This is a genomic window from Massilibacillus massiliensis (assembly GCF_900086705.1).
GTDB classification, from domain to species: Bacteria; Bacillota; Negativicutes; order FLKF01; family FLKF01; genus Massilibacillus; species Massilibacillus massiliensis.
In genome coordinates, this window is record NZ_LT575483.1 from 2904326 (window position 1) to 2925615 (window position 21290).

At 34.1% G+C, this 21290-nt stretch carries 23 protein-coding genes and 1 pseudogene; 19 read left to right on the top strand and 5 right to left on the bottom strand.

Annotation, left to right across the window (positions count from 1 at the left end; genetic code table 11):
* Positions 1-10 precede the first annotated feature (10 nt).
* From BN6559_RS13960 to BN6559_RS13990, 7 genes are all read left to right on the top strand, one after another.
* Positions 11-1471 carry a B12-binding domain-containing radical SAM protein gene (locus BN6559_RS13960; RefSeq protein ID WP_110956410.1) on the top strand — a complete coding sequence of 487 codons (1461 nt, stop codon included), beginning with the start codon at positions 11-13 and terminating at the stop codon, positions 1469-1471.
* Positions 1472-1584: 113 nt separating this feature from the next.
* A complete protein-coding gene (locus BN6559_RS13965; protein WP_110955298.1) occupies positions 1585-2517 on the top strand; it encodes an NAD-dependent epimerase/dehydratase family protein in 933 nt (310 codons plus the stop codon).
* Positions 2518-2552: 35 nt separating this feature from the next.
* Positions 2553-3251: a nucleotidyltransferase family protein gene (locus tag BN6559_RS13970; RefSeq protein WP_110955299.1), complete on the top strand. Its 699-nt coding sequence runs from the start codon at positions 2553-2555 to the stop codon at positions 3249-3251.
* Between the two features lie 11 nt (positions 3252-3262).
* Positions 3263-3901, top strand: a complete 639-nt coding sequence (locus BN6559_RS13975; RefSeq protein ID WP_234407930.1) for a D-sedoheptulose-7-phosphate isomerase — start codon at positions 3263-3265, stop codon at positions 3899-3901.
* 90 nt (positions 3902-3991) lie between these two features.
* Complete coding sequence (locus BN6559_RS13980) at positions 3992-5194, top strand: class I SAM-dependent methyltransferase (protein ID WP_110955300.1); 1203 nt, start codon at positions 3992-3994, stop codon at positions 5192-5194.
* Between the two features lie 69 nt (positions 5195-5263).
* Positions 5264-6475 (top strand): radical SAM protein, encoded by a 1212-nt coding sequence (locus BN6559_RS13985; protein ID WP_110955301.1) that lies wholly within the window; start codon positions 5264-5266, stop codon positions 6473-6475.
* A gap of 105 nt (positions 6476-6580) precedes the next feature.
* The gene (locus BN6559_RS13990) at positions 6581-7108 is read left to right on the top strand and encodes a D-glycero-alpha-D-manno-heptose-1,7-bisphosphate 7-phosphatase (protein ID WP_199884015.1); all 528 of its coding nucleotides are present in this window, start codon (positions 6581-6583) and stop codon (positions 7106-7108) included.
* 282 nt (positions 7109-7390) lie between these two features.
* Here BN6559_RS13990 and BN6559_RS13995 read toward each other — a convergent pair.
* A pseudogene (locus BN6559_RS13995) lies at positions 7391-8038 on the bottom strand (IS256 family transposase).
* Between the two features lie 41 nt (positions 8039-8079).
* Between BN6559_RS13995 and BN6559_RS14000 the strand changes: the two are divergent.
* A complete protein-coding gene (locus tag BN6559_RS14000) occupies positions 8080-9318 on the top strand; it encodes an IS256 family transposase (RefSeq protein WP_110952991.1) in 1239 nt (412 codons plus the stop codon).
* A gap of 5 nt (positions 9319-9323) precedes the next feature.
* Here BN6559_RS14000 and BN6559_RS19760 read toward each other — a convergent pair whose 3' ends face one another.
* The 4 genes from BN6559_RS19760 to rfbF form a co-directional block, all read right to left on the bottom strand.
* Complete coding sequence (locus BN6559_RS19760) at positions 9324-9527, bottom strand: transposase (protein ID WP_324609414.1); 204 nt, start codon at positions 9525-9527, stop codon at positions 9324-9326.
* Positions 9528-9547: 20 nt separating this feature from the next.
* Positions 9548-9802, bottom strand: coding sequence for a transposase (locus BN6559_RS19765; RefSeq protein ID WP_110955304.1), 255 nt, complete (start codon positions 9800-9802; stop codon positions 9548-9550).
* Positions 9762-9971, bottom strand: a complete 210-nt coding sequence (locus BN6559_RS14015) for a hypothetical protein (protein ID WP_110955305.1) — start codon at positions 9969-9971, stop codon at positions 9762-9764. Before BN6559_RS14015 ends, BN6559_RS19765 begins: the two co-directional genes overlap by 41 nt.
* A gap of 134 nt (positions 9972-10105) precedes the next feature.
* The gene (gene rfbF / locus BN6559_RS14020) at positions 10106-10882 is read right to left on the bottom strand and encodes a glucose-1-phosphate cytidylyltransferase (RefSeq protein WP_110955306.1); all 777 of its coding nucleotides are present in this window, start codon (positions 10880-10882) and stop codon (positions 10106-10108) included.
* Positions 10883-11003: 121 nt separating this feature from the next.
* On the opposite strand from rfbF, the gene rfbG reads away from it, so the two are divergent.
* The 11 genes from rfbG to hpf all read left to right on the top strand — a co-directional run bounded on the left by rfbG (position 11004) and on the right by hpf (position 21139).
* Complete coding sequence (gene rfbG, locus BN6559_RS14025; RefSeq protein WP_110955307.1) at positions 11004-12080, top strand: CDP-glucose 4,6-dehydratase; 1077 nt, start codon at positions 11004-11006, stop codon at positions 12078-12080.
* Between the two features lie 77 nt (positions 12081-12157).
* A complete protein-coding gene (locus BN6559_RS14030) occupies positions 12158-13162 on the top strand; it encodes a tetratricopeptide repeat protein (RefSeq protein ID WP_110955308.1) in 1005 nt (334 codons plus the stop codon).
* Between the two features lie 372 nt (positions 13163-13534).
* Positions 13535-14983, top strand: a complete 1449-nt coding sequence (locus tag BN6559_RS14035; RefSeq protein ID WP_110955309.1) for an O-linked N-acetylglucosamine transferase, SPINDLY family protein — start codon at positions 13535-13537, stop codon at positions 14981-14983.
* A 266-nt stretch (positions 14984-15249) separates the two neighbouring features.
* Positions 15250-15435: a YjfB family protein gene (locus BN6559_RS14040; RefSeq protein WP_199884016.1), complete on the top strand. Its 186-nt coding sequence runs from the start codon at positions 15250-15252 to the stop codon at positions 15433-15435.
* Positions 15436-15803: 368 nt separating this feature from the next.
* Positions 15804-16091, top strand: coding sequence for a zinc-ribbon domain containing protein (locus BN6559_RS14045; protein ID WP_110955310.1), 288 nt, complete (start codon positions 15804-15806; stop codon positions 16089-16091).
* Between the two features lie 113 nt (positions 16092-16204).
* Entirely contained in the window at positions 16205-16993 is a 789-nt protein-coding gene (locus tag BN6559_RS14050) for a basic amino acid ABC transporter substrate-binding protein (protein ID WP_110955311.1), read from the top strand.
* Positions 16994-17167: 174 nt separating this feature from the next.
* Positions 17168-18391: an ISL3 family transposase gene (locus BN6559_RS14055; RefSeq protein WP_110952828.1), complete on the top strand. Its 1224-nt coding sequence runs from the start codon at positions 17168-17170 to the stop codon at positions 18389-18391.
* 221 nt (positions 18392-18612) lie between these two features.
* Positions 18613-19278 (top strand): amino acid ABC transporter permease, encoded by a 666-nt coding sequence (locus tag BN6559_RS14060; RefSeq protein ID WP_110955312.1) that lies wholly within the window; start codon positions 18613-18615, stop codon positions 19276-19278.
* Positions 19265-19984: an amino acid ABC transporter ATP-binding protein gene (locus BN6559_RS14065; protein WP_110955313.1), complete on the top strand. Its 720-nt coding sequence runs from the start codon at positions 19265-19267 to the stop codon at positions 19982-19984. Before BN6559_RS14060 ends, BN6559_RS14065 begins: the two co-directional genes overlap by 14 nt.
* A 219-nt stretch (positions 19985-20203) precedes the next feature.
* A complete protein-coding gene (locus BN6559_RS14070) occupies positions 20204-20404 on the top strand; it encodes a cold shock domain-containing protein (RefSeq protein WP_110955314.1) in 201 nt (66 codons plus the stop codon).
* Between the two features lie 180 nt (positions 20405-20584).
* The gene (gene hpf / locus BN6559_RS14075) at positions 20585-21139 is read left to right on the top strand and encodes a ribosome hibernation-promoting factor, HPF/YfiA family (RefSeq protein ID WP_110955315.1); all 555 of its coding nucleotides are present in this window, start codon (positions 20585-20587) and stop codon (positions 21137-21139) included.
* The last annotated feature ends 151 nt before the right edge of the window (positions 21140-21290 follow it).

Sequence of the window (21290 nt, forward strand, 5' to 3'; positions counted from 1 at the left end):
AATTTTAGATATGGATTTATTATTAATTCGTCCGAATGATCAGAAAGCAATCTATGGAGACTTAACCCAAATAGCAGCTTGTGAGCCTCCTTTTTGGGCAGCGACAATTGCGGGATTTGTAAGACAGAAAAATTTTAGTGTGAAAATTATAGATGCAGAAACTTATAATTTATCACCAGATGAGGTTGCCGATAAAGTAAAAGAAATCAATCCATTATTGGTGCAAATTATTGTTACTGGTACGAATTTATCAGCATCGACTTGGAAAATGGAAGGTGCAGGACTCCTTGCCAATAGCATCAAAAAAGTTTACGATGGCAAAGTGGCTATGTGGGGATTACATCCGGCCGCATTACCAGAGCAAACTTTAAGCGAAGAAAATATAGATTTTGTTATAAAAGGGGAAGGCTTTAATTCTGTTTGTACGTTATTAGATGAATTAAAGCAAAATAAAACAGAATTTGATATACCAGGGATTTATTATTATACAAAGAGCGGAGAGAAAAAAGGAAATCCTTCTATTGATCTTCAACAAGATTTATCAAGTATGCCAATGGCAGCATGGGATTTGGTACCGATGGAACGGTATAAGGCGCATAATTGGCAATGTTTTGGTGATGTTCAAAGCGTAGGGAACTATGCTGTTATAGCTACTTCATTAGGGTGTCCATTTAATTGCGAATTTTGCGCTGTTTCAGCCTTGTTTGGGAAAAAGTGTGTTAGATATCAATCGCCAGAAAAGGTAATTGAAGAAATTGATCACTTGGTAAAAAATCATGGTGTGCATTATATAAAGATACTAGATGAATGTTTTGTATTAAACAAAAAACATGTAAATGTAATTTGTGATTTGTTAATAGAGCGAAATTATGATTTAAATATTTGGGCATATGCAAGAGTTGACACTGTAGACGAAATACTTCTACAGAAATTATCTAAAGCTGGTTTTAAATGGTTAGCATATGGAATTGAGTCAGCAAGTGAAAAATCTTTAAAGGATGTTTCAAAAGGACAATATACTTTAGAACAAACGAAAAAGGTAGTTAAAATGACACAAAAATCGGGTATTTATGTCAATGCAAATTATATTTTTGGTTTGCCCGAAGATAATTTTGCTTCTATGTGGCAGACTTTAGCATTTGCAATAGAATTAAATACTGAATGGGTAAATTTATATACAACCATGGCTTATCCTGGATCAAAACTTTATCATGAGGCTATTGAAAATAAGGTGTCATTACCGAAATCATGGAGAGGCTATTCTCAGTATTCTTATGAGTGTATGCCGTTAAATTCTAATTATTTATCGTCAGGAGAAATTTTGAGCTTTAGAGATTATGCGTTCGATGTATATTTTAAAAATCCAAGATATTTAGACAAAATAAATAAAATGTTTGGTGAGAAAACTTTGAATGATATTATTAAAATGACTAGTAGTTTATTAAAACGTGGTTATAGTCAATTTAAATAGATTAATTTTTAATGTAAACTTAAGAAAGGCTTTAAGGTGGTAAGTGAAATAATAAAAAATGAAATGGATAAGTTGTTATTAGCGATATGAAAAAATAAGGAGATGTTTTATATATGAAAGTTTTAGTAACAGGAGCGGCAGGATATATTGGTTCGGTACTAGTACCTGAATTATTGAAAAAAGGTCATGAAGTAGTAGCTTTAGACAATTTTATGTTTAAACAAAATTCTTTACTTGAATGCTGTCATAATCTGAAATTTAAAATGGTTCGTGGCGATGTTCGTAATTTAGAATTAGTTAAAGAATTAGTACAAGATGTAGATTATATTTTTCCATTGGCTTGTTTTACTGGTTTTCCTTTATCGAAACAAGATCCTATAGGAGCGACTACAGTTACACGGGATGCTGTGGAAGGTATGCTAAAAATGTTAAAGCCAAATCAAAGAATTATTTATCCAAATACAAACTCTGGATATGGCGTTGGTGATGGCGAAGCTTCTTGTACAGAAGAGAGCCCGCTCCGACCTGTATCTTTATATGGTAAATTAAAAGTTGAAACAGAACAGATGATTCGTGAACGTGGAAATTGTGTTGTATTCCGTTTAGCAACAGTATTTGGTGCGAGCCCAAGAATGAGAATGGACTTACTAGTAAATGATTTTGTTTATCGTGCATATCAAGATCGATCTATTGTATTATTTGAGTCTAGTTTTAAACGTAATTATGTACATATTCGTGATGTTGTAGGTGCTTTTTTATTTGCGATGGATAATTTTGAGCAAATGAAAGATGAAGTTTATAATTTAGGATTAGATGAAGCAAATTATACGAAAATGGAGCTTTGTCAGGAAATCAAAAAGCAACTTTCACAGCTAAATATTTTTGAAGCCAGAATAGGTGAAGATCCTGATAAACGTGATTATATTGTAAGTAATGAAAAATTATTAAAAGCAGGATATAAAGCGAAAGTTACAATTGCCGAAGGCATCAAGGAGCTGTTGAACGCTTATCAGATTGTACATAAGAGCGAATATTATAATGCGTAGTTTGCGTTGTATTTTTTGAAGTTGGAGATTTAGTTATGGAAGCTATTATTTTGGCGGGCGGATTGGGTACAAGATTGCGAGAAGCTGTTCAGGATTTACCAAAGCCTTTGGCACCTGTAAATGGAAAGCCTTTTTTAGAATATATTCTTGATAATTTATGCGAGCAGGGAATTGAAAAAGTTATCTTAGCAGTAAATTATAAAAGAGAACAGATACAAACATATTTTAAAAACAATTACAAGGGAATGGCAATTGAGTATTCGATTGAGGAAGAACCTCTATTTACAGGTGGTGCTATTAAGAAAGCTTTGTCATACTGCAAAGAGGAAAATGTTTTTGTTTTAAATGGGGATACATATTTTGAAATAGATTTGTCTAAAATGTATCAATTTCATTGTTCAAAACAGGCTGATCTTACAATTGCAAAAAAGATGATGTGCGATTGCGCTCGTTATGGAACAATTGAATGTCAGGATGATAGGATTCTTGAATTTCATGAGAAATACAAGAAATCAAGAGGATATATTAATGGTGGATTATATTTGATGAAAAAAACCTTGTTAGATGGAATTGAGAAAAAGAAATTTTCTTTTGAAAAAGAAGTTTTACAAGATTATATGCAAAATTTTAATTTGTATGCCTATGAGAGTGTAGGGTATTTTATCGATATAGGAATTCCAGAGGATTACTGGAAGGCACAGAATGATTTTTTAGGTCTATTAAGTGGAAAGTGAGATAATTGGCAGTGAATAAAATGGTGAAAAGTTTTTATAATGATCTTTTTATAAGATATCCAGAGTTGGAAATACTTAAAGAGTCGGTACATGAAATTTATTTATTGTTATGCCATTGTTATAAGAATCAAGGGAAAATATTGATTTGTGGAAATGGCGGCAGTGCTTCGGATGCTGAGCATATGACTGCGGAATTAATGAAGGGTTTTTTACTGCCGCGCAATTTGGATTCAGTTGATTTATCGAAATTTGCCCAACAAGATGAACGAGATTTGGGTATGAAATTACAGCAGGGCTTATCAGCAATTTCGTTAAATTCCCAGATGGCATTGCTGACAGCTATTATGAATGATGTTGGTGCAGAAATGATATTTGCACAGCAAGTATTTGTTTATGGACATAAGGATGATGTATTTATTGGATTTAGTACTTCTGGCAATTCGCAGAATATCATAAATGCTGTTAAAATAGCGAAAATTAAAGGTATGAAGACTGTTGTTTTTACAGGGGAAAATGGTGGTAGGCTAAAAAGTATGTCTGATTATGTGTTGTCTGTTCCAGCGGATGCTGTTTACAAAATTCAGGATTATCATTTGCCCATTTATCATACATTATGTGCTATGTTAGAAAAGGGATTTTTTGGAAAATAAAAAATGATTTACAGGAATCTTAAATATAAGACAATGTTAATAAATGAAATTCCTTTATTTTAACTAAATCGTAGTGGGAGATGATGTGCTATGTGTAAAATTAATTTAGAAGAAAATAGAAGAGACTGTCCTGTTTGTGGAAGCGCAAATAAAAGTTTGATTGCTAAACAGAATTTTGAGAGTATACAGAAGGTTACTTTTATAAAATCATACGATGTAGCAGTTTGTGATAATTGTGGCATGGCGTACGCCGATAATATAGAAAAACCAGAAAATTTAAATGTTTATTATTCTCAACAATCCAAATATGAACCTATTAAAGCTATGCCTTTGAATGAATGTTCGAATGTAAAATTTTACGAAAAAAGTGTTTTATTTCTACAAAAATATTTACAGCCGGACAGTAGTGTTTTGGATTGTGGATGTGGGCAGGGAACTTTTTTACGTGTTTTAAAATCCCATGGATATAAGAATTTAAAGGGAATAGATCCAGCGCAAAACTGTGTAGATTCGTTGCAAATATCTTATGAGATTAAGGCAGAAAAGTCGGATATTGAATCATATGTCTCAGATAAAAAATATGATTCAATCGTTTTAAGTGCAGTTTTGGAACACGTTGTGGATTTGGATTTTGTAATAAAAAAAATTAAGATCTTATTAAAAGAAAATGGGACTCTATTTCTTAGTGTGCCAGATGTAAGTAATTTCTTAGAGTGCTATGACGCTCCCTTTCAACAATTTAGTTCGGAGCATGTTAATTATTTTACTGTTCATTCTTTAAAAAATCTCTTTAGTAATTATGGATTTTTTGTTGAAGAATACAATCAATGTATAGAATGGATCAACAATGGTGCAAGTTCGGAACCTATTTTGAGAGTTGTTTTGAGAAATGGCAAAAGAAAAGAAAATTTGGATTGTATAAAGGATATTGAAGCTAAGCAAGTTTTGAATCAATATGCTGATAAGTCAAAGCAGTTTTTAGCGCATATTGATGAAAAATTTATGAGTTTAGTGTCTACGCAGGAACCTATTATTATATGGGGCGTAGGAACTTTTATAATGAAAGCGTTAACTTTGACACATCTAAAAGATTGTAATATTATAGCTTTTGTTGATTCTAACGCTAAATACGCAGATGGAAAGTGGAATAATATAAAGGTTTTACCTCCGGAGGCTTTAAAAGATTATGACTATAAAATATTAATTGGCTCAATAGGATTTAAAGAAGAAATTAAACAACAAATTATTAATAAAATGAAACTAAAAAATGAAATTATTGTTTTAGACGATTAGTTTATTAAAAGAATTTGTATAAAAATATTTTTGGAAATATAAGCAATAACTTTCAAGGAGTGATTATTTGTGAGTGATACAGTCAAAACCCTAGAACAATGGCAAAATAAATTTCCTAAAGGTTTTAAATCAATTGCATTAGATATTAGTGGCTTTTGCAATGCGAAATGTAAATATTGTCCAGCAGGAAATGATTTTTCTCACAAAGGAGAATTTATTTCATTAGAAAAGTATGAGGCATTATTACATAAATTTCAGGAATATAAAATGTACTTTTCAATTGAAACTGCTTTTCAAATTTATTGTCTTGGTGAACCTCTTTTACATCCAGAGATTAATGAAATTTTGAAAATTACGCATAAATGTGGTGTGCATACAAATATTAGCACAAATGCTAGTGTTGTTCCTAATGTTGATGCGGAAGGTGTAAAAGCGGTCGAGCGTGTGCTGATCTCTATGCCAGGTTTTTCGCAGAGGTCCTATGATAAGATTCATGGTTTTAATTTTGAACATATAAAAAATAATATATTAAAATTGAAAAAATGTTTTTCTGATATCCCTTTTGATATGACTTACCATATTTATCAGTTTAATATGAATGAGATTGAAGATGCGCGAATTTTTTGTGAGAAGAATGATATACGTTTTGCACCTAATTATGCGATATTGATGGATAAAAACAAATGTATGAGTTATGTAAGTAATACCATGGTTTATGAGGAACTTAAAGACCTTTCTAAGGAATTGTTTTTAGGCGTATTGGATGAGCAAATTAGGGTTTCACCGCGTAATTATTGTGATTTTCAAGAATCTTATCTTTCTGTTAATGTAGATGGAGATGTGAGAATATGCTCTTCATTTCCTAAAGGATATGAAAAAAATATCCTTTGCGGTAATTTGCTCAAAGATGATATTGATGTTTTGATACAAAAAAAATATTCACATCTACGTTGTGAGCAATGTATTTCCGCAGGATTAACTTTGGGACAAGGTTATGATTGTAAGGTATTTCCAGATTATTATTTTAGTTTAATAAAAGAAAACCAATATTTAAAAGATTGTGTTTCTGATTCAAGAATGAAAGATATAAATGAAAATATTGACTTTATGCATCAAGTAAGAGCATGGGAGAACGATCATTATTCTGAAAAAGAGCTTAAAAATTTATTGGAAATGTTGCATCAAAATAAAATAGATTTTCAAGATATGAGGAAAATTGTTTTGCGGTATGGAAGATTCGGCTCTAAAACAGTAAATAAATTTGAGCATATTATTGGTTAAACATAACGAGTAGCTTTTAAAAAGATTTTTTTATGTGATAAAAATTTTAAATAAAAACAAGTTTATACTAAAGGTGTATTTGTTTACAAAAACATATTGCGAGGAGTGATAGAAACGAAAAATCAAAGTATTTCTAGTTTAAATAAGATAGCATTTCTAGATCGTGATGGTGTTATAAATGTTAAAATGCTGGAAGGCTGTTATGTAACAAACTGGAGTCAATTTAAATTCAGAAATGGAGCTCTTTCAGGAATAAAATTGTTAAATAATTTTGGATATAAAGTTATTATTGTTACAAATCAACGTTGCATTGCTAGAAAAATCATAACTGAGCATGAGCTAAATCAAATTCATAAAAAAATGATAGAAGCTGTGGCTGATTTTGGAGGCGAAATTGAAGCTATTTATTATTGTCCACATGATTTGGGAGAATGTATTTGTCGAAAACCTGATATTGGGTTGTTTTTGCAGGCAGAAAAAGTTTATGTCGTTGATAAAGTTAATTCGTTTATGATTGGTGATTCGGTATCAGATGTAGAAGCTGGACGTAAATATGGAATTCAGAGTTATTTATTAAAGAATTCAGAGAGTGTTGAAAGTTTGGTCAAGAAAATATTGAAAATTGATAAATAAAATTTATGTGCCAACTATAGGAAGAAGATTACTATCTAAAATAGTACATAATACGATGAAAAGTATAGACCGACAAAAACAGATTGTGGTAGCCCATATAATTTTGTGTAAATTGATTTTCCAAACAAGTAAAATTTATAAGATAATGTATAGTTTGTAACTGAAAAGCATAGCCCTAAAATACTTTGTGATTTTTCTATCCCGATGGCTATAGTGATATTTATCACCAAAGTGTGAATAACGACTATAACCATTGGGAGATACTATTTCTAATGTATTTTATCAGGCAATTCTATCTGAAAATAAGATGTTTAACTGGTCTAACACCATATCCCCAATTTCGACATCTTTGCGTCCATCTTTCGACGATTTTCTTTGATGCCAAATATAATATTTTTCTTAAGCTATCGTCATTTGGAAACGATGGCTTATTTTTTGTTATTTGCCTAAAGTGTCGATTCAATCCTTCATTATGTTAGTCGTATATATTATTCTCCGTATCTCTGGTGGATATGCATAAAACGCTGATAATATATCCCAATTTTCTTCCCAACTCTTTACGCACGATGGATATGTTTTTACCCATTTTTCTTTGAATTCCATTAAGTGATTTAATGCTTCTTCCTCAGTTACCGACGGATATACTTGTTTTAAATCAACCATCAATTCTTTGATATCTTTATAGCTTACATACCTTGTACTAGAGCGTATCTGGTGAATGATACAGCGTTGTATTTGTGCTTTCAAAGAAGCTACATTAATAGCTTCTTTGAAACCTTTTAGCCCATCTACACAAAAGAGGTAGACATCAAGTATTCCGCGACTTTTCAGGTCGTTTAAGACACCTAACCAAAACTTGCTACTTTCGTGTTCGCCTAGGGAGTGTAAAATAATCTGTGTAAGTATAAAACTTGCACAGATTATTTTAATATTGGATAATAAAAAATATTAAACACGAAAAGGACGAAAAAATGGCTAGAAAAAACTCTGAACAAGAACAGCTTGCCCAAGAAATTATTGCAAAATATCAACCAAAATCTGTCGAAGATATGCAAAATGCCTTAAAAGATATTTTCGGACCGATGTTCCAAGCAATGCTAAAAGGTGAATTAGATCACCATCTTGGTTATTCAAGTAATGATCGTGGTGAAAAAGAATCCTCAAATCGTCGTAATGGGTATTCACAAAAAACTCTTAAAAGTTCTTTGGGTTCTATTCCAATTGATGTTCCGCGTGATCGTCAAGCGACTTTTAAGCCACAAATTATACCCAAACATAAAACCAATGTATCTGACATTGAGCAAAAAGTTTTAGCGATGTATGCGCGTGGACTCAGTCAACGAGATATAGCCGCAACGATTGAAGATATCTATGGTTTTGAAATATCTCATGAACAAATTTCAATCATCACAGATAAAATATTAGAAGAGCTCGATCAATGGCAAAAACGTCCCTTAAATCCATTCTATCCATTTGTTTTTGTCGACTGCATGTACGTGACAATTCGAAAAGATTATGAAGTTAAGAGTTGCGCAGTTTATACGATTCTTGGGTACAACATGGATGGTCATAAAGATATCTTAGGATTATGGATCAATGAAAATGAAAGTAAGCATACCTGGATGCAAATCTTCGATGAGCTCAAGGCTAGAGGAATACAAGATATCGGATTCATCTGTATGGATGGATTGAGCGGATTAGAAGATGGAGCTAAAGCAATATTTAAAGACGTAAATGTACAGAGATGTATCGTGCATTTAATAAGAAATTCTATAAAATATGTTCCAAGTAAGGACTATAAGGGATTTACAGCCCAGTTAAAGAAAGTATATGGAGCTTCAAGTTTAAAAGCGGCAATTGCGGAATTTGAGCGATTTAAAGTGGCGTGGGCAAACTATCCTGGAGCCGTTAGCGTATGGGAACGGAATTTCTCACATATAGAGCAGCTTTTTAATTACGGTAGTGCAGTGCGAAAGATTATGTACACAACAAATGCCATAGAAAGCGTGAATTCAAGTTTCCGAAAAGTGACAAAAAAAGGAGCGTTTCCAAATGAAAACGCCATACTGAAAGTATTGTATTTACGAGTTACAGAACTTTATAAAAAATGGCATGATCGCCCAGTTCTCAATTGGTCTATGGTTCGAAACCAACTTTCAATTGATACTAGGATTCAGCCGATTTTTCAAAAATATGAACAACACTTTTAATCTTGTTACACAAAATTCTTGACACTCCCTTCGCCTATCCAAATACCAAGAATATCTTTACTTCCATCTAGTGTAATATCAAGAATAACATAGGCAGCTTTTGTAACGATCTGATGGTTTTCTTTGATTTTATAGTGTATGGCATCCATAAAAATAAAGGGGTAAATTGCTTCAAGTGGTCTGGTTTTCCAAGCGTTTACATCGGGCATGATCTTCTCGCTGATTTTACTTACAAGCTCAGGAGAAATTTCAACATCGTAGAGATTTTTATTTGTTCAGCAATATCTCTTTGACTCATACCACAGGCATAAAAAGAGAGTATTTTTTCTTCCATACCATCGGCATTACAATTATATTTAGCAATGATTTGAGGTTCATATTCACCGTTGCGATCACGAGGAATTTTGACGTTAATTTCACCAAGCTGAGTTTTAACAGTCTTTTTAGAGATAATTTTGAGACTTTGATAAATCGACAGAATCATCCAGACGTTTACTTTTTTCGTAACCAAGTTCTTGATCTAATTCAGACTCCATAACTTGCTGGATAACGTCTTTAAACATATCTTTCATGGCTTGCATAATTTCAGTAGTAGAGGTGAAATTTTGGCTTTGTACATACTCTTTCATTAAATCTTTAGGTGCAGTTAACATAGAAAAAACTTCCTTTCAGGTTTGAAATTCTTATATTACAATTATTACCTAATAAGGAAGTTTTTTTATTCTTTTTACACAAAATTTTATGAGGTCTCAAGATTGTTTTTGTCGGTCTATACCTTTTAAGGTAATCACCATATTTTCCAAGGTGCTTTTTTCTTTTCCCATAAATCTTCTAGAAGCCATTTATCACGCTGGGTATCCATACACTGCCAGAACCCATAATGCTTGAACGCTTGCAATTGTCCTTGCTGTGCAACTGTTTCAAGTGGAGATTTTTCAAAGAAGGTCTCATCTCCTTCGATATAATCAAATATTTTAGGGCCTACAACCATGAATCCACCGTTAATCCAACCACCGTCTTCTTTGGCTTTTTCTACGAAGTTATTAACGGTGCTGCTGTGATGAGCAATATTCAGTAACCCAAAGCGTCCACCAGGTTGGATTGCAGTCATGGTTACGATTGGTTTATACTGTTGATGGAATTTTACCAATTCTTCAATATTTACATCGCTTACCCCATCCCCGTAGGTCAACATAAATGGTTCGTTGCCAATATAATCTTTTACACGTTTAATTCGGCCTCCAGTAGCAGTATTATAGCCGGTATCAACTAATGTTACTTTCCATGGTTCGGCGACATTATTATGAACAATCATCTGATTGTTATTAGCAAAATCAAATGTGATATCAGAAGTATGTAAAAAGTAATCTGCAAAATATTCTTTAATGACGTAACCTTTATACCCAAGGCAGATGATAAATTCATTGAATCCATAATGCGTATATAGTTTCATGATATGCCAAAGTATTGGTTTGCCGCCGATTTCGATCATTGGTTTTGGTTTTAAGTGGGACTCTTCACTGATTCTTGTTCCAAGTCCGCCAGCTAGAATGACAACTTTCATAAGTAAATACTCCTTTGATAAAATTATTTTATTTAATATTCGACAAAATAATTCTTTATTCCTGTATTTGTAATAATATGATAAGCTATAGAAAGAAAATATAAAAAGTTGGTGAAAGAAAGTGCTGAACAAAGATTTTTGGCAAGGAAAAAAAGTTTTTTTGACTGGTCATACAGGGTTTAAGGGTGCTTGGCTTAGTTTATGCTTGAAGAAATTGGGTGCAAATGTAACGGGGTATTCATTGGAATCACCCACAGATCCAAGTTTATTTAAGATTGCGAAATTAGGTAATTTGATGGAGTCTAAGCTTGGAGATATTTGTGATTTTCAAGATCTTTGTAAGAAAATGAAGTATGCAAATCCTGATATCGTGATTCATATGGCTGCACAAGCTTTAGTGCGTGATTCCTACATAGATCCATTGCAGACCTATCAAACAAATGTCGTTGGGACGGCAAATGTTTTGGAAAGTGTACGACAATGCAAAAATATAAAAGCAGTACTTATAGTAACTACCGATAAATGTTATGAAAATAAAGAATGGTACTGGGGATACCGTGAAGATGAAGCTTTAGGAGGATATGACCCATATTCTAGTAGTAAAGCATGTGCTGAAATTGTAACGGCAGCGTATCGGCAGTCGTTTTTGAGAGAAACGGGAATCGCTGTTGCTACAGTTCGGGCAGGAAATGTAATTGGGGGGGGCGATTGGGCAAAAGATCGTTTAATTCCAGATTGCTTACGGGCAATTGAAAAGAAGGAAAAGATTATAATTCGTAATCCACAGGCGATTCGTCCGTGGCAGCATGTATTAGATCCTTTAAGAGGTTATATGATGTTAACGGAAAAGTTATATGAAGAGGGAAATGATTGGGCGGAAAGCTGGAATTTTGGCCCATATGCTCATTCCGTACTTTGTGTTGGTGATGTAGTTGAAAAGATATGTACAAAACTTAATGCTACATATGCGGTACAGAAACTAGATAATTTACATGAAGCAAATTATCTAAAGTTGGATTGCTCTAAAGCAAATATGAAATTAAAGTGGCAGCCAACTCTAAGTATGGACGATAGCCTAGAGTATATTATTGACTGGTTTAATGCGTACCGTAATGGTGAAGATATGCAGAAATTTTCAGTTATGCAAATTGAAAAGTATTGCATGCAGCAAAGTAGTACCAATATCGTTGAAATTTAGGGGATAAGTAAACTAAGGTTGCGTTAAAATTAAAAACATGCATTTTACAGAAATACATATTGGATGAGGTAATAGTAATGAAAATTAAAAAAAAGAATAAAACGAATAAACAAAATCATCAAGTTGTAAACAATACTAAAACGAAACAAATAGATATGAATAAGGTCAAAGAGCTAAAAGAACAAGTATTGCAGTATAAAGCAGAAGAAAACTATGAAGAGGCAATGATTGCAATCAGTGAAATCTTCACATTGGAATACTATGGTACGGAAGTTATGTATGATTTGGCGGAAATTTTCTACATAACTGAAGATTTTGAAAGAGCGGAAATATGGAGTAAGAAAGTATTGTCTTTCGATAGTAAACATGCGCAGGCATATTTGTTATTGGCTAGAATTTATGCAAAAGGGAATCGTATGTCTGAGCTTTTTTCGGCGCTAGAAAAACTTTTGAAAAATAGTTTTGTAGAAATAAGAGGAGAAGTAGAAACATTGCTTGAAGAAATTCATATTGCTGATTACGAATTCGAGGCTGTAGATAAGTACAAAAATATTTATAATTACATTCAAGAAAAGCATAAAACCGAGACAAAAGCAGCTTCGCTTGTACAAGAAAAAACAGTAGAAACACAACAACAAATCACAAAAACTAGTTTAAGTAATTTGCAAAATTTATTAAAAGGGTTAGAGAAGCAGCAGGAAGAAAAAGAAACTTTGTCTGATTTGATAGATGAAGTCTTTATAAGTGGGTTAGATGATAGGTTAGTGAAAAAATTTCAAGCAGAAGATCTAGAGAATGTATTGAGTGAAATTGCAAGACATGCTGCGAATGATGTGAAAAAAGTAGAAGTTCTAAATGAGATCGCTGTGAGTTTTTATATGGAAAATCATCTAGATAAAGCCTTAGCTGTTCTTGTAAAGGCAATTCAAATGGATGCTGAAAAGGACAGAAGTTTGAAAAATTTAAGTTTTGTACTTTTTTATTTGGGAGAAAAAGAATTGGCATTACAATACTTAAATCAAATTGTGGGAAAAGATATTGCTATTGTAGATTTAACTAGGAGGATTCAGGAATCTTGTTAGTTACTCCATTTACAACAGGTATAAAATAGCATATAATAGACATATACTAAATAAACCAAAAACGCCCTGCGTTAACAGGCCGTTTCGGTGAAGATGGTGTGTTGTTACCTGCAAAGTTCAATGAGCATTGCGAGTGCTACAATGAATTTAGCAGAAACTATGAGTTTAAAGGATTTAGTTTCCAGCTGCATGGTATCACCTCCATATTCAGTTTTGCAGGCTAGTTCCAGCTAGCCTGTATTTTCATTATAATGAAATATTTTACAAAAATACAGCTTGATTTCGACAAGCTGTATTTTTTTGCCTATCGCTAAAGCTGTCAGAATATTGTATAATGAGGCATAAAATATGAAAATTTTGTGAGTGAAAAATATGAATAAAGTAAAAGGTGGAGAAAGTAAAATCAATGTAGGGTATATTTTACCGGATTTTAAGCAACAGGAAATAGCTTGTATGAGTTATCCATTGTTGACAGCTTTTCATGATAGAGAATTCAATGTATTTTGCTATACCAGTCATTTTTCAACGGAGTTGAAAGAGGAATGCAATCCTAATATCATTTGGCGTAATATGGCGGGCGTGAGTGCAGAGCTTGCTGTGCGAGGGATTCAAAAGGATAAACTTGATATTTTGGTAGACTTATCAAGTCATACGGCGAGTCATTGTCTGCAGATTTTAGCAAAAAAACCAGCAGGCATCCAAATGAGCAGTATCGGTTATTTTTATACAACAGGGTTAAAAACAGTTGAATATTTATTAACAGATAAATACTGTAATCCAGAGCAGGACAGTCAGGAGTATTTTATGGAGGAACCCTTGCGAATTTCGCAGTCGCATTTTTGTTATAAGGCAGGAACGGAACTGCCCGATTATAAGGAGGCACCAGTTCTCAGAAACGGTTATGTGACGTTCGGTTGTTTTCATCATTTTACGCATGTTACGGATGAATTTTTAGGTTTATGGCAGTCTATTATTGCCGCAGTTCCGAATGCGCATTTACTCCTTAAAAGCAGAATTTTTGGCAGTGGCTATGGTTGTCAAGAGACGCGGTTTCGTTTAAAAAGGCTTGGCTTTGATCTGGCAAAGGTAGAGCTTCGTTCCTTGCAAAGTGATGATATGAACGATTATCGAGATGTGGATATGATGCTCGATACTTGGCCCTATCAAGGAGGAATTACTACTTGTGATGCACTTTATATGGGAGTTCCGGTTATCGTTTTAGCAGGAAAGCGACATAGTGCTAGATTTGGTTATAGTATTTTGAAAAATATTGGATTAGAGGAATGTCTGGCAGAGAGCACAGACGAGTATATAAAAAAAGCAATTTCATTGGCAAATACCAAATATAAGCTGCTGAATTTACATAAAAATTTACGAGAGCGCATGTTAAAATCTCCTCTAATGGATGAAAAACGTTATATTGCTAAGGTTGAGCAGCTTTATAAAAAGGTTTTGCAAAAGAAAAAAAATCGATTGCAGGATGAAAATCTTTTTAGAGAAGTGCATGTTTTATTATCTACAGTTGAAGAGGGATTTACTTATATTCACGGACATTTAATGCGGGATGATGGGGCAGAGATTGTTCTGCAAATATTTGCGGATATTGCACTTGCCTTAAAAAACATGGAGATCGCATTTGAAAAAGAAGAGGATGAGAGAGAGGTTGTTGCAAGGTTGTTGAAAAAATGTAATAAAGCAAGGCAGTTAGCGAAATCAAAGCAACGCTTACGAGCTGGTGAAATCATTGCGGTTGAGATCATGCCGCTTGTAAGAAATTTAACAGATCAAATAACGGGTTATGCAAGAAAAGAATCAAAATAATAAATAGTACGCAGTGCATTTATGAACATCGAAAAAGAATTTATCCACAGTTGTGGATAAATAGGTGGATAAATGTTTATGAAGCATTAAAATATCTTGCATTGGAAAAACGTAGTTTTGTTAATAATATGTTAATAAAGTGTTAAGTTTGTAGAAATAAAAGAAATACTGCGTTATTTACCATAATTTTGTTGATAAAAAGAAGGATTATTTGTATAATAATAAGTAATCGAAGTTTAGCGTTCGCTCAATACGGAGGTGTTTTGGTGGATATAGCAGCATTATCAGTTGCGATGAGTCAAACGAGGTTTCAACAGGATCTAGGAATTTCAGTGATGAAAATGGCGATGGATCAAGCTAGCAGTCAGGGCAATGCTTTAGCAGAACTGATGGAGGATGCCTCAGCCGCAGTAGATCCGAATCTTGGCGCGAATGTAGATATCAGTATATAAAGAGCTTAATTATGTTAAGCTCTATTTTTTCTGCCCCAAAGATGTAATATTGATAAAATTTTCTTGCTTTTTTGGCTGTGGAAATTTATACTTAGAGTTAAGAACTTATTGCTTAGGTCCGTGGTTGGAAGTCGATGCCAGTTGCAGGCAAAACGATCCACGTAAGGAATTCAAAAGTAATTCTGATCATGGTGCAGCTTAGAGGTAAGTCCTGCCGGAGTCTTGTACATAATTGATGTTGACATCCGAGAGAGGTAGTAGTGAGGGAATAGTTTCTATTAGCGAAACTTCCAGCAGGCGAGTGTGGGGTCAAAAACCAGGTCGGCTGAGCAGAGTCTTAAAACTCAAAAGGTGAGGGGATTTTTTTAATGGCTTTCGAAGACAAAACTCTTCAATGTAAAGATTGTGGGAAAGATTTTATTTTTAGTGCAGGAGAACAAGAATTCTACGCTGAGAAAGGTTTCGAAAACGAACCTGTACGTTGCCGCGATTGTCGCGATTCTAGACGTCGTAACCGTGATGGTGGCGAAGCTAGACCACAACGTGAAATGTTCGAAGTTGTTTGCGCTAGCTGTGGCGTAACTACACAAGTACCTTTCCAACCACGTAACGATCGTCCGGTATATTGCCGCGATTGTTTCAACGCTAATAAATAATTATATACGATAGTGTATATATTTGCCGGCCCGGATTTATCCGGGCTTTAGTGTTTACTGTATAAAATAAGCATGGTTTCATTTATATAAATTTATCTTTTGGAGGTTTTTCTATGTCTAAAAAGATTATGAGTTTGCTAGTGGCAGGTATATTTATTTTATCTGCTTTTGTTGTAGGTTGCGGCGGACAAAAAGAACAGGCGAAAGAAGGCCAGGGGGCTGCGGAAAAAGTATTACGCGTTGGTTGTAATGCTGATTTTGCGCCATTTGAGTTTCAAGATGTAAATGGTAAAGAATATGTTGGTTTTGATATGGATTTAATCAGAGCTGTTGGTAAGGAAATGGGTTATGAAGTAAAAATTCAAAATATTAATTTTGATGGCTTAATTCCAGCAATGGAAGCAGGCAATATTGATGTGATTATCAGTGGGATGACGATTACAGAGGAACGTGCGAATAAAGTTCAATTTTCTAAACCATATTACCAATCTGGTTTGACAATCGCAGTTAAAACAGATAATCAAGATATTCAATCATTTAAAGATTTGGAAGGCAAATCTATCGCGGTACAAATCGGTACAACTGGTGCGATGGAAGCGAAAAAAATAAAAGATGCAAAAGTAAAAGAATTTAATAGCTCTGCGGATACTTTTATGGAATTGAAAATCGGTGGGGTAGAAGCAGTCGTAAACGATAGACCAGTTAATGACTATTATTTAGCGCAAGGCGGTAGTAAAGAAGCGAAAGTACTTAGCGAAATCTTGACTGCTGAAGATTATGGGATTGCTGTAAGTAAAAAAAATCAAGAACTTGCGAAACAAATTGATGCGGCACTTGATAAATTAAAAGAAAACGGTGAATACGATAAAATTTATACAAAATGGTTTGGGGCAAAAAAATAGGATAGTTTATTTTTAAAAGGTATACTGCCCCCTTATAAGTTTGGGCTCTATAATAAATGTTGTGGTTTTGATGAAAATCAAAACTACAACATTTATTTTTTTGCATACAAAAAGACATGGGAGATTTCTAGTAAAATATTAATTGACCAAAACTAACATCTAGGAGAAATCGCCATGTCCAATATGAATTTTATCACATCTATTATGCATTTACCAGAAAACAGTTTAAAACTCATCGATGATCATACTTTTTTACTCACCTTACCTGTAAAATCCCATGCCTGCCCTCATTGTCAGACACAAACTTTAAAAATTCATGACTATAGACATCAGCCTGTTAAAACTTTGTTGCTCTCAAATACAGAGTTCCTCCTTGTCTATCGCAGACGCAGGTACAGATGTTCCTCTTGCGGGAAAGCTTTTTCTGAACAGAATTCTCTTCTTTCCAAATACCAGCGAATGTCTCGTGAACTTATTGCTAAAATACTTCAAGAACATGGGTTTTTGGTTACTTCTACCGATATTGCTCACCGATATAAACTTTCAATCTCTACGGTACAGCGTTTGTTTAAATCGGTTTCTCCCGCTTCATCTAATCTTTCCTCATCTATCTCGATTGATGAGTTTAAAGGCAATGCTGGCGCAAAATTTCAGGTCGTCATAAACGATCTGAATAACTACACTTGCTTAAATATTATTGAAGATCGTTCTCCGGATATCCTTTATGCAAAGATCCTTGCCTATCCTTTAGCCGAGCGCTTAAAAGTTAAGCATGTGAGTATAGATTTAAGTTCATCCTTTAGAAAAATGGCCAAAGAATGCTTTCCGAATGCCAAAATTGCAGCAGATAAATTTCATGCGGTACGAATGGCAAATGACGCTTTAAATACCATTCGAAAGCAGGTGCAAAGCAACCTTCCAGAAAATCAGCGAAGGTATTTTAAACGTGCTAGATATCTTATGCTCACTAGAGAAAAGAATCTTTCTAACGATGAAGACCGTGCAGCTTTGCAAGTCATGCTGAATTACTCAGAGGATTTATCTGCTGCCTACGCAATGAAAGAAGTTTATTTTGATCTTCTTGACAGCAAAGACAGCAAGCAATTTATACAAAAGCTGAAAGGATTTCAAGCAGCCGTAGAAAAGCAAAATTTGAAACCCTTTCAAACTTTATGGAATACAACGATTCAGTGGAAAACGGAAATCCTACATGCAATAGCAACCGGCTATAACAATGGCTTTACAGAAGGATGCAATACGACAATAAAGAACCTAAAAAGAATATGTTACAGCTACAGAAATTTTGATAACTTTAAACGGCGCATTATCTATTTATTAAACAATCCGGAAAGAAGAAAAGTGCGAAAGAAACGAATTTTTACAGAAATCTGCATATAAAAAGACAGGATGGATTTTTCCATCCTGTCTAAACCACAACATTTGACAAAGAGCCTAAGTTTGACCTAAATCAAACTTATAAGGGGGCAGTTTTTTTCATGGAAAAGCATAAAAAGGACAGTAAAAGTGGCATTGACGAATATTTATAAGTGAAATATAATTAATATAGTATGTTTATACGGAAAGTGTAATTAATTATAAATGGTTAGGATGAGCTTTTTATGGATTTTGATGTTTCTTTAGTAGCCAATGCACTGCCACTATTGTTAGAGGGTGCTCTGGTTACGATTCAGATTACTGCTTTGAGTGTTGGTTCGGGTTTAGTGATTGGTTTATTTGCGGGGATTGCGCGGCTTGCCACGCTTTGGCCAATCAGAGTTTTAGCAGCAATCTATGTGGATTTTATACGTGGAACTCCGCTTTTAGTGCAAATCTTTATTATCTATTTTGCGCTGCCGATGTTAACGGGAATGCGGGTGGATCCGTTTATTGCCGCGATTACTGCATGTAGTATTAATAGCGGCGCTTATATTGCGGAAATTTTTCGGGCGGGAATCGAATCAATTGATCAAGGGCAAATGGAAGCAGGACGGTCGCTTGGCATGAGCTGGTCACAAACAATGCGATATATTATTGTACCACAAGCCTTCAAACGGATTATTCCGCCGCTAGGAAATGAATTTATTGCGATGCTGAAGGATTCATCTTTGGTTTCAGTCATCGGATTTGAGGAACTTACGCGGCGTGGACAGTTGATTATTGCACGTACTTATGGTTCCCTTGAAATTTGGATTACCGTAGCATTTATCTATCTTTTAATGACTCTTACGATTTCTCGTTTTGTCGCTTATTTGGAGCGGAGGTATAAAATTGATGATCGATATTAAGAACTTATATAAATCTTTTGGAAAAATAAATGTATTAAAGGGCATTGATGTAACGATTCAGGAAAAAGAAGTTGTCGTTATTATTGGTCCGAGCGGCTCTGGAAAATCTACGCTGCTTCGTTGCATAAATTATCTTGAAAAACCTACTTCGGGTGAAATTGTTGTGGATCAGATTCCGTTAAGTGGTGAAGCAAATATTAATAAAGTACGTGAAGAAGTCGGTATGGTATTTCAACGCTTTAATTTGTTTGGTCACATGACGGTGCTTGAAAATATCACACTTGCACCGATGAAAGTTCGTAAAATGAGTAAAGAGGAAGCCGTTAAAACGGCAATGGAGCTGCTTCGTAAAGTTGGATTGTCAGATAAAGCAAACGCATATCCGGCGCAGTTATCCGGTGGTCAGCAGCAACGGGTGGCGATTGCGCGCGCCCTGGCAATGAAACCGAAGATTATGCTGTTTGATGAACCGACCTCTGCATTAGACCCTGAAATGGTCAATGAAGTGCTGGAAGTAATGAAAACTTTAGCTAAAGAAGGCATGACCATGGTTGTTGTTACACATGAGATGGGATTTGCGCGTGAAGTTGGGGATCGTGTTCTATTTGTGGATGAAGGAAAAATTGTTGAACAGGGATCACCAAAGGCAATTTTTGAAGAAGCAAAAGAAGAACGTACAAAAGTATTTTTATCTAAAATATTATAAGCAATCTAGCTTCAGCGTAGCTTATAAGCGGAATAATTTAGTTTTTCGACAAGTTAGATGTTTATTTGACAATAAATACGAGTAATATTTTTATAAAATTTTTTTATAAAAATAACGATAAAACTTGCTTTTTATGTTGACAAATATAACCAACAACTATATAATAAAAAGCGTGGTCGCCAAAGTGGTGTCCAGTTTATTTCTAGGAGGAATTTCAGAATGATTGGTAAAGTTAAATGGTTTAGCGCGGAAAAAGGTTACGGATTTATTGAAAGAGAAGACGGTGGAGATGTATTCGTACATTTTTCAGCTATCCAAGATGAAGGCTTTAAGACTTTAGCTGAGGGTCAAGGCGTTGAATTTGAAATCGTTGAAGGCGCTCGTGGTCCACAAGCTTCTAACGTTACAAAAACAGCTTAATAAAGATAAAGACGTTAATGCCCGACTTCTTTGAAGTCGGGTTTTTATATTTTATACATAAAATTCGACAATTTAGTAGATTATCTGTAAAGTTTCTGAAAATTTGTTCTTCCAAGTAGGAGTTTTTCCTTAAGTGGAGAATATATATAAATATAGGATACAGAAAGGGGATGATGCATTATGGCAACATTCACTATTAGAGGTAAAAATATTGAAATAACTCCAGCACTGAAGGAATATGTGGAAAAAAGAGTAGGTAAAGTTACAAAATACTTTGATTCCGTTGGTGAAATTACTGTGCTGCTTACGGTCACAAAAGTTCGTCATAGCGTAGAAGTTACATTACCTGTTAATGGTATCTTACTGAGGGGCGAGGAGTCTACAAAAGATATGTATGCTTCGATCGATCTCGTTGTTGAAAAACTAGAGAAACAAATAGAAAAACATAAAACGAAGATCGCAAAAAGACTTCGTGCAGGAAGCTTTAAGTTTGAAGCAGTAAACGCGAATCATTCAGCGCAAGAAAAAAATAATAGCATTGATGATTTGGAAGAATATCCGGTCGTGAAAACAAAACGATTTGCAGTAAAGCCAATGGATATTCAAGAAGCAATCATGCAAATGAACTTGATTAATCATGATTTCTTTGTATTCAGAGATTCTGATACAGAAGAGGTAAACGTAGTATATCGTCGTAAGGATGGTCATTACGGTTTGATTGAACCCGGTCTATAATTGAGACGATATCTCCTCATTCATAAATTTTTATGGATGAGGAGATTGTTTTATAAAATAATACTTTGAAATCTGTTGCGTTTTCTTCGTCCGGATTGTATAATACTAAAAAGTCTTCTCGTCGGTTAGGGACTGTTGGAAATCGGAGACA